Origin of the sequence: Amycolatopsis sp. WAC 01376 (genome assembly GCF_003947415.1) — a bacterium.
Lineage (GTDB): Bacteria > Actinomycetota > Actinomycetes > Mycobacteriales > Pseudonocardiaceae > Amycolatopsis.
Genome location: NZ_QHKL01000007.1, coordinates 42,832 through 56,877 on the forward strand (window position 1 = coordinate 42,832; position 14,046 = coordinate 56,877).

Below are 14,046 nucleotides of genomic sequence, written 5' to 3' on the forward strand. Positions count from 1 at the left end.
ATCCTTTGTGGACGGGGACCGGGGTCAGCCCTTGCCGAAGGCGGGGTTGTGCACCTCGCCGAGATTGATGTGCACCGCCTGCTGGTCGGTGTAGAAGTCGATCGAGCGGTAACCGCCCTCGTGCCCCAGTCCGGACGCCTTGACCCCGCCGAAGGGGGTGCGCAGGTCACGGACGTTGTTCGAGTTGAGCCACACCATGCCCGCCTCGACGGACTGCGCGAAGTTGTGCGCCCGCTTGAGGTCGTTGGTCCAGACGTAGGCCGCGAGCCCGTATTTCGTGTTGTTCGCGAGCTCCAGCGCCTCTTCCTCGGTGTCGAACGGCGTGATCGCGACGACCGGGCCGAAGATCTCCTCCTGGAAGATCCGGGCGTCCGGTTTGACATCGGCGAACACCGTCGGAGCCACGTAGTTCCCGGTCGGGAAGCCGTCGGGGCGGCCGCCGCCGGCGACCAGCCTGGCCTCGGTCTTCCCGATCTCGATGTACTTCATGACCTTCTCGTAGTGCTCGGGGTGCACGAGCGCGCCGACCTCGGTCTCGGGCTCGCTCGGGTCGCCCACCACGACACGTTCGGCCTGAGCGGCATACCGCTCGACGAACTCGTCGTAGATCGCGCGCTCGACCAGGATCCGGCTGCCCGCCGTGCAGCGTTCGCCGTTGAGGGAGAACACGCCGAAGATCGTCGCGTCGATCGCGGTCTCCAGATCGGCGTCGGCGAAGACGATGGCCGGCGACTTACCACCCAGTTCCATCGACAGTCCTTTGAGGAACGGCGCCGCGTTCCCGAAGATCAGGCTTCCGGTGCGGCTCTCGCCGGTGAACGAGATGAGCGGGACGTCCGGGTGCTTCACCAGCGCGTCGCCCGCGTCCTCGCCGAAGCCGTTGACGAGGTTGAACACGCCCTCCGGCAGCCCGGCCTCCTCGAAGATCTCCGCCCACAGCGACGCGGAGAGCGGGGTGAACTCGGCGGGTTTGAGCACGACGGTGTTGCCGGTCGCCAGCGCGGGGGCGAGTTTCCACGACTCCAGCATGAACGGCGTGTTCCAGGGCGTGATCAGCCCGGCGACGCCGATCGGCTTGCGGTTGACGTAGTTGACCTGGCGGCCGGGCACCTTGTAGGTGTCGTCGGCCTGCGCGACGATCAGATCCGCGAAGAACCGGAAGTTCTCCGCGGCCCGGCGGGCCTGCCCCAGCGCCTGCGAGATCGGCAGCCCCGAGTCGAAACTCTCCAGTGCCGCGAGCCGCTTGTCCCGCGACTCGACGAGATCCGCGATGCGGTTCAGCACGCGCGAACGCTCGCGCGGCAGCAGCTTCGGCCAGGGGCCCTCGGTGAACGCCTTCCGCGCGGCGGCGACGGCGCGATCGATGTCGGCCTTCTTGCCGGCGGCGGCCTGGACGTAGACCTTGTTGGTCACCGGGTCGAGTACGTCGAAAACGGCACCGTCGGCCGAGTCGGTGAGTTCACCGCCGATGTAGTGCCGGATCCGCTCGGGGACGCCGTCCGGGATCGGCCGGGGGGTCGTGGTCAAGTTTTCCTCCTCAGTCAGCGTTTCGCGCGCTCTCGCGCGTCCAAAAAGGCCTGCATGGTGGCCCAGCGGTGATTGCGCGCGGCGAATTCGATGTCGAGCGGGTCGGCTTTCTCGGAGATCAGCCGGAGGATCTGTTCGTGTTCCTCGACCGACCGGTGCGCGCGGTCGGGGACGAACGCGAAGGTCGAGTCGCGCAGTCCGGACAACCGCGTCCAGCCCTGGTGCACGAGCTCGAGGATCTGCGGGTTGGGACAGCATTCGAACAGCAACGAGTGGAACTGCTGGTTCAACGCGGTGAACTCGTGCGCGTCGAAGTGGTCCAGCAGTGCGATCATGCGCTCGTTCACCCGGCGGGCTCGCGCGATGTTCTCTTCGGACAGCTGCGGCGCGGACAGCGCGGTGGCGACCCCTTCGACCACGCCGAGGGTCTGCATCGCGTGGACGTACTCGTTCTGGTCCACCATCGCCACACGCGCGCCGACGTTGCGTTCGAAGGTCACCAGCCGTTCGGCCTCCAGCCGCCGGATCGCCTCGCGCACCGGGACGACGCTCATGTCGAGCGCGCCGGCGATCTCCGCGAGGACGAGCCGGTAGCCGGGTCCGTACTCGTGCCGGGCGATCCGCTCACGCAGCCACTCGTAGGCGAGTTCGGATTTGCTGGTCGTCTTCACTGCTTCTTCTGCCATGCCTCATACCTTTCCCGCCACAACGGGTTCAGCGGGAAGAGCCCCTCGATCGGGCGGCCCTGGCCGACCTGCTCGGCGATCCACGCGTCTTCGTCCTCCTGGACGAGCGTCGCGTCGACGACCTCGTCGGCCAGCGCCGGCGGGATGACGATCACGCCGTCGTCGTCGCCGACGATGATGTCGCCGGGCAGCACGGTGGCACCGCCGCAGGCGACCGCGACGTCGGTGTCCCACGGCACGTGCTTGCGGCCGAGGACCGCCGGATGCGGGCCCTGCGAGAACACCGGGAGCCCGGTCGCGGCGACGGCTTCGAAGTCGCGGACCCCGCCGTCGGTGATCACCCCGGCCGCTCCGAGGTGGCGCGCCCGCAACGCCAGGATGTCCCCGAGCGTCCCGGAACCCTTGTCACCGCGGGCTTCGATGACGATCACCTCGCCGGCGCCGACCGAGTCGAAGAGGCGTTTCTGTGCGTTGTAACCGCCACCGTGGGATTTGAACAGGTCTTCGCGGTTCGGGACGAAACGCAACGTCCTCGCCGTGCCGACGACCTTCGAACCGGGCAGATTGGGGCGCACGCCGTCGATAGCGACGTTGTTCAGCCCGCGTTTGCGCAGCTGGGCGGACAAGCCCGCGACAGGCGCGCGCAGCAGTTTGGCGCGCAGAGCTTCGCTGAGCGCCGGCGTTTCCTGTTCCGGTGACTCCTCTGCGGGAGTACCCCAAGCCTCGGCTCGCTGCTTGTCGTCGACCTCGGGCAGGCTGCCGATGTCGGAAAAGGACCGGATCCCCTGGGTGACGGTGGTGTGCAGCCGTCCGCTGCTGGCGGAAGTACCGGGGACGTCCACTTCGACCACGACGACGTCGCCGGGGGAGACCACCGTCGAACCCGCGGGAGTGCCGGTGAGGATGACGTCGCCCGGTTCGAGCGTGAAGTGCTGGGAGAGGTCGGAAACGAACTGCCGCAACGGGAACAGCAGTCCGGCCGTGGTGTCCTCCTGCACCAGGTCGCCGTTCACCCAGGTGCGGATGCGCAGCGACGAGGGATCGATGTCGCGCGCGTCGATGAGGCCGGGGCCGAGCGGGGTGTAGCCGTCGCCGCCCTTGGACCGGACGTTGGAGCCCTTGTCCGCCGCACGCAGGTCGTAGAGGCCGAAGTCGTTCGCGGCGGTGACCGCGGCGACGTGGTTCCACGCCTTGTCGGGCTTGACCCACCGGGCCGTGGTGCCGATGACCAGCGCGATCTCGCCCTCGAAGGCCAGCAGTTCGGTCCCCGCGGGACGTTCGACCGTGCCGCCTGACGTACCGATCGAACTCGACGGCTTGAAGAAGTACGACGGGTTCGCCGGACGCCGCCCGCGCTGCTCGGCCCGTGACGCGTAGCTGAGATGGACGGCGATGATCTTGCCCGGCCGGGTGGCATGCGGACCGGACGCGCGGCCGGAAGGCGCTGATGCCTCGTAAGTGCCCATGTTCCCCTGAATCCTCGACCCTTGCTTCGTATCTAATAACGTATATGATTCCGTGCCACAGTGGCAAGGCGGCCGACGACAAAGGAGTCCACGTGTCGAACCCAGCACAGGATGAACGCACGCCCGGCCGGACCGCACCGCCGTCTTCCGATCGACGCCGGGTCGCCTTCGCGACCGTCGTCGGCACCACGGTCGAGTGGTACGACTTCTTCGTTTACGCGTCCGCCGCCGGTCTCGTCTTCGGCAAACTGTTCTTCTCCGGCCTCGGCGCGAACAGCACCCTCGTTTCCTTCGCCACGGTGGGCGTGAGCTTCCTGTTCCGCCCGCTCGGCGCCTTTCTCGCCGGGCACTTCGGCGACAAGTACGGCCGTCGCGTGGTCCTGGTGCTCACCCTGATCCTGATGGGCGTCGCGACCACGTTGATCGGCGTGCTCCCGACCTTCGACCAGATCGGTGTGGCCGCGCCGGTGCTGCTGATCCTGCTGCGGATCCTGCAGGGCGTTTCGGCGGGCGGTGAATGGGGCGGCGCCGTCCTGATGGCCGTCGAGCACGCGCCGCCGAAGCGCCGGGGACTTTTCGGTGCGTCGCCGCAGATCGGCGTCCCGCTCGGCCTGCTGCTGGCTTCCGGTGTCCTGGCGCTGACCAGTCTGCTCGTTCCCGGCCAGGCGTTCCTCGACTGGGGCTGGCGGATCCCGTTCCTGCTCAGCGTCGGGCTGATCCTGGTCGGCCACTACGTGCGGCGCCGCGTCGAGGAGAGCCCGGTCTTCCGTGAGATCGCCGAACGCCGCGAGCAGACCCGGACCCCGATCATCCAGCTGTTCCGCAAGCACTCCGTGCTCGTCCTGGTCGCCGCGCTGGTGTTCGCGGGCAACAACGCGGTCGGCTACATGACCACCGGCGGCTACATCCAGAACTACGCGACCAACCCGAAGGGCCCGATCGGCCTCGATCGCGGGCCGGTGCTGTGGGCGGTGACCGCGTCGGCGGCGACCTGGCTGCTCTCGACGTGGGCGGCGGGCGCGGTGTCCGACCGGGTCGGCAGGCGGCGCACGTATGTGCTGGGCTGGATCGCGCAGCTTGCCGGCGTCGCGGCGCTCTTTCCCTTGGTGGACACCGGGAACATCGTGTTGCTGGCGCTCGGGTTGATTATCCTCAGCGTCGGGCTCGGGTTCACCTACGGCCAGCAGGCGGCGTTCTACGCGGAGCTGTTTCCCGCCTCGATCCGGTTCTCCGGCGTTTCGATCTCCTACGCGCTCGGCGCGATCCTTGGTGGCGCTTTCGCGCCGACGATCGCCACCGCCCTGGTCGGCGCGACCGGAACGTCGGTGTCCGTGGCCGTCTACCTGGCCGGGATGACCGTCGTCGGCCTCATCGCCACCTTGCTGCTGCGGGACCGGTCGGGGATCCCGCTCGGACCGGACCATGAGGCCGAGCAGTCGGTGAGCCCGCTCCGATTCGGTAAGTGAGCCCGTCGTCCGTGACGCGGGGGTCGTGAGTGGCAATGTGGACGGAAGGTCTTCGTGACGGGGTTCCGGATCGGCCACGGGAGCCGGCCGTGCCTTGAGTGTCCACAAGGGACGCTTTGGGCGGCGGAAATGCCCGATTAATGCTCGTATGCACGGTTTGGTGCGGGGGTCGTGAGTGGCAATGAGCGTTAGAACGCTCATTGCCACTCACGACCCCGGCGTAAAGTACCCAAAATGGACACCGTCGCCTGGTTTGGTGTCCCTTGTGGATACTTTGAGCAGAGTCCCTCCCGGCCTTCCGTGACGCTCACCCGCCGAGAGCGTCACGGACGGCCTTCGCCGCCGCCTTGAGCCGCTCCGCGAGCTCGGCGGGGGCTCGTGTGCTCGACAGATAGACGACGGCGAGTGCCGCCGGGTTGTGGCCGCGAAGGGGGAGTGGCACCGCCACCGAGCTGAGGTTCTCGATCACTTCGCCATGGCTGTCCGCGTAGCCGCGGGCGGCCACTTCCCGCACTTCCTCGGGCCACTCTTCCGACGGCAGCTGGGAAAGGATCGCGCGGCCGGGGGCGCCCGCGGTGAACGGATGCCGGGACCCCGGGCGCTGCGCGACGGACGCGACGGCGTGCCGGGGTTCCACACTGACCAGGGTCACGCATTCCTCGCGGTCCATCACCGCCACGAAACACGTCATGCCGAGTTCGTTCGCGACCGCGGTCAATTCGGGTAGCGCGGCGGCCTGCAGGTCGTGCTTGATCCCCGCCGCGAGCGCGGCCAGACGTGTGCCGAGTTCGAATTTCCCCGCGGGCTCCCGCGTGAGCAGCCCGTGGTCTTCGAGCGTGCGGATGAGCCGGTACGCGATCGACCGATGGACGCCGAGGCGTTCGGCGATCTGGTCGACGCTGAGCGCTTCTTGGGCGTCGGCAAGGACTTCGAGCACGCGGATGCCGCGGCTGAGCGTCTGGGACGTGCTCGCGGTCTTGCGGGAGTCCGAAACCATCGTATACGATCCATTTCGATACTTGAACTGTCTGTTCGATTATAGAACAGGAATCGACGATGATGTCACGCGAAACCAGCTTTTCGCCGGGTTCGAGCCTCTATCGGCCGCCCGCGCAGTTCTTCCGAGGCTGTCTCGGCCGCTTCGCGACGGGTGTCGCGGTGGTGACCTTCGACGCCGCGACGAAACGGCACGGCCTGACGGTGAACTCCTTCACCGCGGTCTCGATGGATCCGCCGCTCGTGCTCGTCTCGATCCAGCGCACCGTGAAAAGCCACGACTTGCTCGCGGGCCGCCCGTTCGCGGTCAACGTCTTGGGCGCGGAACAGGAGGCGCTCGCGATGAACTTCGCCGGCCGTCCGACGCCCGAAGGCGCGCCGGCGTGGGTCGAAGGCGGGCACGCGCCGCGGCTCGGCGGCGTCCTCGGCTGGTTCGACTGCACGCCGTGGGCGGCCTACGACGGCGGCGACCACACCCTGTTCCTCGGCGAAGTGCAGGAGTTCGACTATCGCTCCGGCGACGCGCTCGGTTTCGTCAACGGGCAGTTCTCGACCATTCACGAATCCGCGCAAGGCCACGAATCCCTGTTCTGACAACGACGTCCACCCCGAGAAGGAGCACGACATGGGAGCCCGTACCGGACAGCAGTACCTCGACAAGCTCAACGGGATGACGCCGGAGTTGTACGTCGACGGCGAGAAGGTGACCTCGAAGGTCGCCGAACACCCGGCGTTCCGCAACAACGCGCTGACCTACGCGAAGCTGTTCGACCTCCAGCACGACCCGGCGCACCGTGACGTCCTGACCTACGAGTCGCCGACCACGGGGGAGCGCGTCGGAACGTCGTTCCTGGTGCCGCGTACCGAAGAAGACCTCAAGCGCCGCCGCGCCGCCTTCTCCGTGTGGGCGCAGTACTCCAACGGTTTCCTCGGCCGCACCGGCGACTACATGAACTCGTCGCTCACCGCGCTGTCGACCGCGAAGAAGTTCTTCTCCCAGGCCGATCCCGTCTTCGGTGAGCGCATCGAGAAGTACTACGAGATGGCGCGCGAGAACGACCTCCTCGCGACGCACACCCTGATTCCGCCGCAGGTCAACCGTTCGGTGTCGGGCAGCCAGCAGGGCGGCGGCAACCTGTCGGCGAAGGTGGTCGAGGAGCGGGAGGACGGCATCGTCGTCCGCGGCGCCCGGATGCTCGCCACCATCGCGCCGATCGCGGACGAACTCCTGGTGTTCCCGTCGACAGTGCTGCGCGGAACCCCCGAGGACGCGCCGTACTCCTACGCTTTCGCCATCCCGAACGACGCGCCAGGGTTGAAGTACTTCTGCCGCGCCGGACTCGACCACGGCCGCTCGCGTTTCGACGAGCCGCTCGCCTCGCGGTTCGAGGAGATGGACGCGGTCGTGGTGTTCGACGACGTCTTCGTCCCGAACGAGCGGGTCTTCCTGCTGGGGCATCCGGAACTGTGCAACGCCTGGTATTCCGAGACCGGCGCTGGCGCGCTCATGACCCACCAGGTCGTCACGCGCACGCTGGCCAAGACCGAGTTCTACCTCGGCCTCGCCAGTGAGATCGCCGCCGCGATCGGCATCGGCGGCTTCCAGCACATCCAGCAGGACCTGTCCGAGCTGATCTCCTACGTCGAGATCGAGAAAGCGGTGCTGCGCGCGGCGGAGGCCGACGGGAAACTGAGCGAGGATGGCGTCTTCCTGCCCAAGTGGGAAGTCCTCAACGCCGCCCGGAACTGGTACCCCACCAAGGTCTCGCCGCGGCTGACCGAGATCATCCGCAAGTTCTCCGCGTCCGGTCTCATGGCGCTGCCGGGTGAAGCGGACTTCGAGGCCGAAGGCCGCCCCGACATCGACACGTACCTCCAGTCGGCCACGCTGCCCGCCAAGGACCGCGCGCGGCTGTTCAAGCTGGCGTTCGACGCGTCGGTCTCGAGCTTCGCCGGGCGTGAGTCGCTGTACGAGTACTTCTTCTTCGGTGACCCGGTGCGGATGGCAGGCGCCCAGGTGAACGCGTACCCGCGGGAGGCGCTGCAGGAACGGGTCCGGGAACTGCTTGCGCGAGACGAGTGACCTGAGCCGAAGGGCGCTTTCCCCGCATGCGACGCGAGGAAAGCGCCCTTCGCTGCGTCTTGGGCCTGGGCCTGGATGGACGTCACCCGTGATTGGATGGCGATCTCGCCCGTAGCCGGATCCGGCGCGAGTTCCGCGCCCAGCCACGCAAGTTCCGCATCCAATCACGCGAGTTCCGCCTTCGATCACGCGTGATCGCCCTCCAGTCACGCGTGTCGTCCGTATGATCACGCGACGCGGGGAAAGCGCCCTTCGCTACGCCGTGGACGAGACACGCCCGGGATCCAAGAACTTGATTCATTCCAGAAAATGGGCCAGACTGCGCTCGTGCCCACGACCCCGGAGTTCGAGCGGATGCTGCGCGGGGCCGCCCTGCGCGTGACGCGTCCGAGGGTGGCCGTGCTGACAGCGGTTCGCGACCACCCGCACGCCGACACCGACTCGATCATCGGTGCCGTGCGTTCCGAGCTGGGAGAGGTCTCTCACCAGGCCATCTACGACGTGTTGCGGGCACTGACCGCCGCGGGTCTCGTCCGGCGGATCCAGCCGTCGGGATCCGTGGCACGCTATGAGTCCCGGGTCGGGGACAACCACCATCACGTCGTGTGCCGATCATGTGGTGCCATCGCCGACGTCGACTGCGCCGTCGGTCCCGCCCCCTGTTTGACCGCGTCGAACGATCAAGGCTTTCTGATCGAAGAGGCCGAGGTCATCTACTGGGGCCGGTGCCCCGACTGTGCGATCGAACCCCGTTCCTGAACCCTGCTAGTTCTTATTCCCGGAAGGATCCCTGTGTCTGACAGCCCGGACGCCGTAGTCGGCGAAATGAACGAAGAGAGTGCGGGCGGCTGCCCCGTCTCGTCGGGCCGCCGCAACCACCCCACCGAAGGCGCGGGCAACCGTGACTGGTGGCCGAACCAGCTCAACCTGAAGATCCTCCGGAAGCATTCCGCCGCTTCCGACCCGATGGACGCCGGGTTCGACTACGCCGCCGAGTTCAAGACCGTCGACCTCGACGAGCTCGCCAAGGACGTCGATGCCGTCCTCACGACTTCGCAGGACTGGTGGCCCGCGGACTTCGGCCACTACGGCGGCTTCATGATCCGCATGGCGTGGCACAGCGCGGGCACGTACCGGATCGAGGACGGCCGCGGCGGCGCCGGCGCGGGCATGCAGCGGTTCGCCCCGCTCAACAGCTGGCCGGACAACGGAAACCTGGACAAGGCCCGCCGTCTGCTCTGGCCGGTCAAGAAGAAGTACGGCCGCAAGATCTCGTGGGCCGACCTGATGATCTTCACCGGCAACCGCGCCCTGGAGACCATGGGCTTCACGACCTTCGGCTTCGCCGGTGGCCGCGCGGACGTGTGGGAGCCGGACGAGGACGTGTACTGGGGTCCCGAGCGCACGTGGCTCGGCGACGAGCGCTACACCGGTGACCGTCAGCTCGAGGGCCCGCTGGCCGCCGTGCAGATGGGTCTCATCTACGTGAACCCGGAAGGCCCGAACGGCAACCCGGACCCGCTGGCCGCCGCCCGCGACATCCGCGAGACCTTCGGCCGTATGGCGATGAACGACGAGGAGACCGTCGCGCTGATCGCCGGCGGGCACACCTTCGGCAAGACCCACGGCGCGGCCGACCCGGACAAGTACGTCGGTGCCGAGCCCGAGGGTGCTTCGATCGAGGAGCAGGGCCTCGGCTGGAAGAACACCTTCGGCAGCGGCAAGGGCCGGGACGCGATCACCAGTGGCCTCGAGGTCACCTGGACGCCGACCCCGACCCAGTGGAGCAACTGGTTCTTCCACAACCTGTTCGAGTACGACTGGGAGCTGACCAAGAGCCCGGCCGGCGCCCACCAGTGGACGCCGAAGGACGGCAAGGCGAAGAACACCGTGCCGGACCCCGAGGACGGCAAGCTCAACCGCGCGCCCGGAATGCTCACGACCGACCTGGCGCTGCGTTTCGACCCGGTCTACGAGCAGATCTCGCGCCGGTTCTACGAGAACCCGGACCAGTTCGCGGACGCCTTCGCCCGCGCCTGGTTCAAGCTGACCCACCGCGACATGGGCCCGGTCCAGCGCTACCTCGGCCCGCTGGTGCCGCAGGAGACGCTGATCTGGCAGGACCCGGTGCCCGCCGTCGACCACGAGCTGATCGACGACGCGGACATCGCCTCCCTCAAGGAGAAGCTGCTCGCTTCGGGGCTGTCGGTCTCGCAGCTGGTCTCCACCGCATGGGCGTCGGCCTCGACCTTCCGCGGCAGCGACAAGCGCGGTGGCGCGAACGGTGCCCGCATCCGTCTCGAGCCGCAGCGTGACTGGGAGGTCAACGACCCGCAGACGCTGGGTCAGGTCCTGCGGACCCTGGAAGGGGTCCAGGAGGCGTTCAACAGCGCCCAGACCGGCGGCAAGAAGGTCTCGCTGGCCGACCTGATCGTGCTCGGTGGCGTCGCCGCCGTCGAGCAGGCCGCCAAGGACGGCGGCGTCGAGGTCGAGGTGCCGTTCACCCCGGGCCGCACCGACGCGACGCCGGAGCAGACCGACGTCGAGTCGTTCGCCCCGTTGGAGCCGACCGTCGACGGCTTCCGCAACTACCGCGGCAAGGGCCACCGTCTCCCGACGGAGTACCTGCTCCTCGACCGCGCGAACCTGCTGAACCTGAACGCGCCCGAGCTGACCGTCCTCGTCGGCGGCCTGCGTGTGCTCGGCGCCAACGCCCAGCAGTCCCCGCACGGCGTGTTCACCCAGAAGGTGGGGTCGCTGACCAACGACTTCTTCGTGAACCTGCTCGACATGGGCGTCCAGTGGACCGCCACGTCCGCTGACGCGGAGACCTTCGAAGGCCGCGACTCCGCGACCGGCGAGGTCAAGTGGACCGGCACCCGTGCCGACCTCGTGTTCGGGTCGAACTCCGAGCTTCGCGCGGTGGCGGAGGTCTACGCCAGCGACGACGCCAAGGAGAAGTTCGTCCGCGACTTCGTGTCGGCGTGGGACAAGGTCATGAACCTCGACCGCTACGACCTGGTCTGAGCCTGACCCGAGCGTCCGGGCCCGTCGCTTCCGCGGCGGGCCCGGACGTTTTCATTGGTGCTGCATATCGGGTTCCGGGTAGTCGCCCGCCTTGCGTTCGAGCGCGGTCGTGAGGAGACCCAGCGCGATCATGCCGAGGCCGAGGCCGAGATGCAGCCAGTTGTCGGCGACGTTGAACGGCAGGAAGTTCCCAGGGCTGCTCTGCGGGATCACCAGTCCGATGATCCACAGGAGCAGATAGATCCCGCCGCCGACCATCAGGAAGACACGGGAAGCGGCGCGTTTGCGAGCGGCCAGTACGCCCACCACGCCGAACAGCAGATGCACCAGGTTGTGCAGGATCGACACGGCGAAGACACCGAACAAGCGGGCTTCGGAATGGTGCCCGGCGAATTTCAGCCCCTCGTAGCCGGTCGTGATGCCTGGGATGAAGCCGAGCACACCGACCGCGAGAAAGGCCACGCCGACGATCAGGGCGGCCACCTGCGGCGGATGCCGTCGGGTGCCGCGTGTCACGCCTTCTTGTTTCATACCGGCCGAGTACCCCGCGTTCTCCGGGGCAATCCTCCCGCCGCGCGTCCGGCCACCGGGTCGGACAGACTGAGCGTCGGGTTTCGGAATGCGAGGAGGATCGGGTGCCGGAACTACTGGCCGCGGGCGGCTGGGGCCTACTGGCCGGGTCGGCGTTGCTGCTCGGCGCGGTGGCGGGCTTCCTGGTCCGGATCCCGGGCAAGGCCGTGGCCGGCGTGATGGCCTTCGGCAGCGGCGTGCTGATCTCCGCCGTCTCGTTCGAGCTGATCGCCGAGGCGCATGAAAAGGGCGGTTTCCTGCCGACCGCGCTCGGCGCTCTCGGCGGTGCGCTGAGCTATACCCTCGCCAACGTCGCTCTCGCCCGGCGAGGCGCCCGCCATCGCAAACGCTCCGGAGGCCAGCAGCCGTCCGAAACCGAGCAAGCGGGCTCCGGGACCGCCATCGCGCTGGGTGCCCTGCTGGACGGCGTCCCCGAATCGATGGTGATCGGCACGAGCCTGCTCGGCGGCGGAAGCGTCAGTGTCGTGACCGTGGCCGCCGTGTTCATCAGCAACGTCCCGGAAGGGCTGTCCAGCGCCGCGGGGATGAAGCGGGCGGGCCGGAGTCCGCGCTACGTTTTCCTCCTGTGGAGCGGTATCGCCGTGATCAGCGGTGTGGCGGCCATGCTCGGCTACGGCGTTCTCGGTGGTGCGTCCGGTGCCACCCTGGCGGTGATCACCGCGATCGCCGGCGGCGCGATCCTCGCCATGATCGCCGACACGATGATCCCCGAGGCCTTCGACGACGCTCAGTTGTGGACCGGGTTGATCACGGTCGCCGGTTTCCTCACCGCGTTCGGCCTTTCGCACGTCGGCGGCTGAGCCAGGGCGGCACCGGACGTCACCGGGTTCAGACGTCGCCCGACGCCAGCAGGGTCAGCAGTTCGGCGTGCCCGGCCTGGGTGATCAGGCTGGCGGCGTCGAAGTAGATGCGCTCGTTGGTGATCCGGTCCTCGTCGAAGAAGAACACCGCGATGATCGGCACCCGGAACGCCTTGCCGGTGGGCGGACGGCCGTAGAACTCGCCGAGGTTCGTACCGAGCAGGTCGAACTCGACGATGACCGACTCGTCGGCGAAGTGGTACCGGACGTTGTCGTGCCGCTGGTCCGGGAAAGCCGTCCGGGTCATGCGGTAGTACGCCATGACCTCTTCGTCGCCGTCGAAGATCTGCCCGGTCGCCATGATCTCGTAGTGCGGATGGCCGTTGAAGGTGCCCAGTGTGCGCTCGAACTCGTGGGCCACCTCGGTGTCCATATGCTCTTCGATGATCTTGTGGCGGCGTTCGCGCAGGTCTTCGCTGATCACTGGTCCTCCGGGTCGTTCCTGGTCGCGATCCGGAGCCTACCGCCCGCGGCCTCGTCGTCGGTTCCATAGAGCAGGCTGCCGCACGAGCGCGAAAGGCAGGTCATGGCCTCGATCTTGTGTCCGGGGAAGTCGCCGATCTTCGCCGGGACGGGGGAGAGGGCGATGGAGCCGTCGGAGCGGAGCACGCCCGCCGCGTACACGGCCGAGTCGAACGGGCCCTCGTCGCCGGGATCGGAGGCGGCCGAGACCAGGACGCGGTCGTCCGCGGTGATCTCGACGTCCGAGGTGTGCCGGACGTCGGTGGCCGGGTACGGGACCCGGAACGGGACCGACTTCGGCTTCTTGAAGGACAGCTTCGAGACGGAGAACTCCGCGGAGTAGAGCGTGGCGGGCCGGGCGTCCTGACCGCGGTCCGCCCAGATCGCGAACAATCGGTCATTCACCTTTTTCAGCGCGAAACCCTCGTAATTGTCGTCCGGGTCGCCTTGGGGGACCTGGAAAGCGCCGAGCACTTTCAGTCGCCGGTCTTTCAGCTTGATGTGGAAGCCTTTTCCATCGCTGGCGAGCGCGATGAATTCGCCGGTCCTTCCCGGCACCCCTTCGGCCGCCTCAAGATCGATCGGGAGTTCACCCGGCCAGTCGATCGAGTCCACCTTGGACACCTTGCCGTGCTCGAGCCGGACCTGGACGGCCCGGTTCTCACCGGGTTTCTTGTTGTCCCGCAAGACGAGCGCGTCGACCCGGTCGCCGTCGCGGGCGAGGACGGCGACGCCGCCGGCGCCGGAGGTCATCCCGGTGCCGATGGATTCCCAGCCGTCGCCCGCGAGTGCCGCGGACGGCAGGAGCAGAGGGATGGCCAACGCCGGAAGAATCGCCAGGGAGGTGAATTTCATGCCGACAAACTAGTTCAGGAACTGGCC

At 67.8% G+C, this 14,046-nt stretch carries 13 protein-coding genes; 6 read left to right on the forward strand and 7 right to left on the reverse strand.

Annotation, left to right across the window (positions count from 1 at the left end; translation table 11 throughout):
• Nucleotides 1–24: 24 nt before the first annotated feature.
• From hpaE to DMH03_RS30820, 3 genes are read right to left on the reverse strand one after another with little or no spacing between them, the layout of a single operon-like run.
• Nucleotides 25–1,527, reverse strand: a complete 1,503-nt coding sequence (hpaE, locus tag DMH03_RS30810) for a 5-carboxymethyl-2-hydroxymuconate semialdehyde dehydrogenase (protein ID WP_125795519.1) — start codon at nucleotides 1,525–1,527, stop codon at nucleotides 25–27.
• A 14-nt stretch (nucleotides 1,528–1,541) separates the two neighbouring features.
• Nucleotides 1,542–2,213, reverse strand: a complete 672-nt coding sequence (locus tag DMH03_RS30815; RefSeq protein WP_125795520.1) for a GntR family transcriptional regulator — start codon at nucleotides 2,211–2,213, stop codon at nucleotides 1,542–1,544.
• Nucleotides 2,195–3,679, reverse strand: a complete 1,485-nt coding sequence (locus tag DMH03_RS30820; protein ID WP_125795521.1) for a fumarylacetoacetate hydrolase family protein — start codon at nucleotides 3,677–3,679, stop codon at nucleotides 2,195–2,197. The genes DMH03_RS30815 and DMH03_RS30820 overlap by 19 nt, the downstream gene beginning before the upstream one ends.
• Nucleotides 3,680–3,771: 92 nt before the next feature.
• On the opposite strand from DMH03_RS30820, the gene DMH03_RS30825 reads away from it, so the two are divergent.
• A complete protein-coding gene (locus DMH03_RS30825) occupies nucleotides 3,772–5,145 on the forward strand; it encodes an MFS transporter (protein WP_125795522.1) in 1,374 nt (457 codons plus the stop codon).
• A gap of 307 nt (nucleotides 5,146–5,452) precedes the next feature.
• On the opposite strand, the gene DMH03_RS30830 is transcribed toward DMH03_RS30825, so the two are convergent.
• Nucleotides 5,453–6,142 carry an IclR family transcriptional regulator gene (locus DMH03_RS30830; RefSeq protein ID WP_125795523.1) on the reverse strand — a complete coding sequence of 230 codons (690 nt, stop codon included), beginning with the start codon at nucleotides 6,140–6,142 and terminating at the stop codon, nucleotides 5,453–5,455.
• Between the two features lie 59 nt (nucleotides 6,143–6,201).
• Here DMH03_RS30830 and DMH03_RS30835 point away from each other — a divergent pair, with 59 nt between their 5' ends.
• The 4 genes from DMH03_RS30835 (at nucleotide 6,202) to katG (ending at nucleotide 11,251) form a co-directional block, all read left to right on the forward strand.
• Nucleotides 6,202–6,735: a flavin reductase family protein gene (locus DMH03_RS30835; protein ID WP_125795524.1), complete on the forward strand. Its 534-nt coding sequence runs from the start codon at nucleotides 6,202–6,204 to the stop codon at nucleotides 6,733–6,735.
• Between the two features lie 31 nt (nucleotides 6,736–6,766).
• Entirely contained in the window at nucleotides 6,767–8,224 is a 1,458-nt protein-coding gene (gene hpaB, locus DMH03_RS30840; RefSeq protein ID WP_125795525.1) for a 4-hydroxyphenylacetate 3-monooxygenase, oxygenase component, read from the forward strand.
• A gap of 327 nt (nucleotides 8,225–8,551) precedes the next feature.
• On the forward strand, nucleotides 8,552–8,983 hold the full coding sequence (locus DMH03_RS30845; RefSeq protein ID WP_199746796.1) for a Fur family transcriptional regulator: 432 nt from the start codon (nucleotides 8,552–8,554) through the stop codon (nucleotides 8,981–8,983).
• Nucleotides 8,984–9,016: 33 nt separating this feature from the next.
• Nucleotides 9,017–11,251: a catalase/peroxidase HPI gene (gene katG / locus DMH03_RS30850; RefSeq protein ID WP_125795527.1), complete on the forward strand. Its 2,235-nt coding sequence runs from the start codon at nucleotides 9,017–9,019 to the stop codon at nucleotides 11,249–11,251.
• A 51-nt stretch (nucleotides 11,252–11,302) separates the two neighbouring features.
• Here the strand turns inward: katG and DMH03_RS30855 are convergent, their stop codons facing one another.
• Nucleotides 11,303–11,782, reverse strand: coding sequence for a DUF4383 domain-containing protein (locus DMH03_RS30855; protein WP_125795528.1), 480 nt, complete (start codon nucleotides 11,780–11,782; stop codon nucleotides 11,303–11,305).
• A 104-nt stretch (nucleotides 11,783–11,886) separates the two neighbouring features.
• Between DMH03_RS30855 and DMH03_RS30860 the strand changes: the two genes are divergently transcribed.
• The gene (locus DMH03_RS30860; protein WP_125795529.1) at nucleotides 11,887–12,642 is read left to right on the forward strand and encodes a ZIP family metal transporter; all 756 of its coding nucleotides are present in this window, start codon (nucleotides 11,887–11,889) and stop codon (nucleotides 12,640–12,642) included.
• A gap of 28 nt (nucleotides 12,643–12,670) precedes the next feature.
• On the opposite strand, the gene DMH03_RS30865 is transcribed toward DMH03_RS30860, so the two are convergent.
• On the reverse strand, nucleotides 12,671–13,126 hold the full coding sequence (locus DMH03_RS30865) for an ester cyclase (RefSeq protein ID WP_125795530.1): 456 nt from the start codon (nucleotides 13,124–13,126) through the stop codon (nucleotides 12,671–12,673).
• The gene (locus DMH03_RS30870; RefSeq protein ID WP_125795531.1) at nucleotides 13,123–14,019 is read right to left on the reverse strand and encodes a hypothetical protein; all 897 of its coding nucleotides are present in this window, start codon (nucleotides 14,017–14,019) and stop codon (nucleotides 13,123–13,125) included. Before DMH03_RS30870 ends, DMH03_RS30865 begins: the two co-directional genes overlap by 4 nt.
• Between the last annotated feature and the right edge of the window lie 27 nt (nucleotides 14,020–14,046).

Excerpts from the sequence above, each read along its gene's own strand:
- DMH03_RS30855 (WP_125795528.1), bottom strand. The coding sequence starts at position 11,782 with ATGAAACAAGAAGGCGTGACACGCGGCACCCGACGGCATCCGCCGCAG.
- DMH03_RS30820 (WP_125795521.1), bottom strand. The coding sequence starts at position 3,679 with ATGGGCACTTACGAGGCATCAGCGCCTTCCGGCCGCGCGTCCGGTCCG.
- DMH03_RS30815 (WP_125795520.1), bottom strand. The coding sequence starts at position 2,213 with ATGGCAGAAGAAGCAGTGAAGACGACCAGCAAATCCGAACTCGCCTAC.
- DMH03_RS30870 (WP_125795531.1), bottom strand. The coding sequence starts at position 14,019 with ATGAAATTCACCTCCCTGGCGATTCTTCCGGCGTTGGCCATCCCTCTG.
- DMH03_RS30835 (WP_125795524.1), top strand. The coding sequence starts at position 6,202 with ATGATGTCACGCGAAACCAGCTTTTCGCCGGGTTCGAGCCTCTATCGG.
- hpaB (WP_125795525.1), top strand. The coding sequence starts at position 6,767 with ATGGGAGCCCGTACCGGACAGCAGTACCTCGACAAGCTCAACGGGATG.
- DMH03_RS30830 (WP_125795523.1), bottom strand. The coding sequence starts at position 6,142 with ATGGTTTCGGACTCCCGCAAGACCGCGAGCACGTCCCAGACGCTCAGC.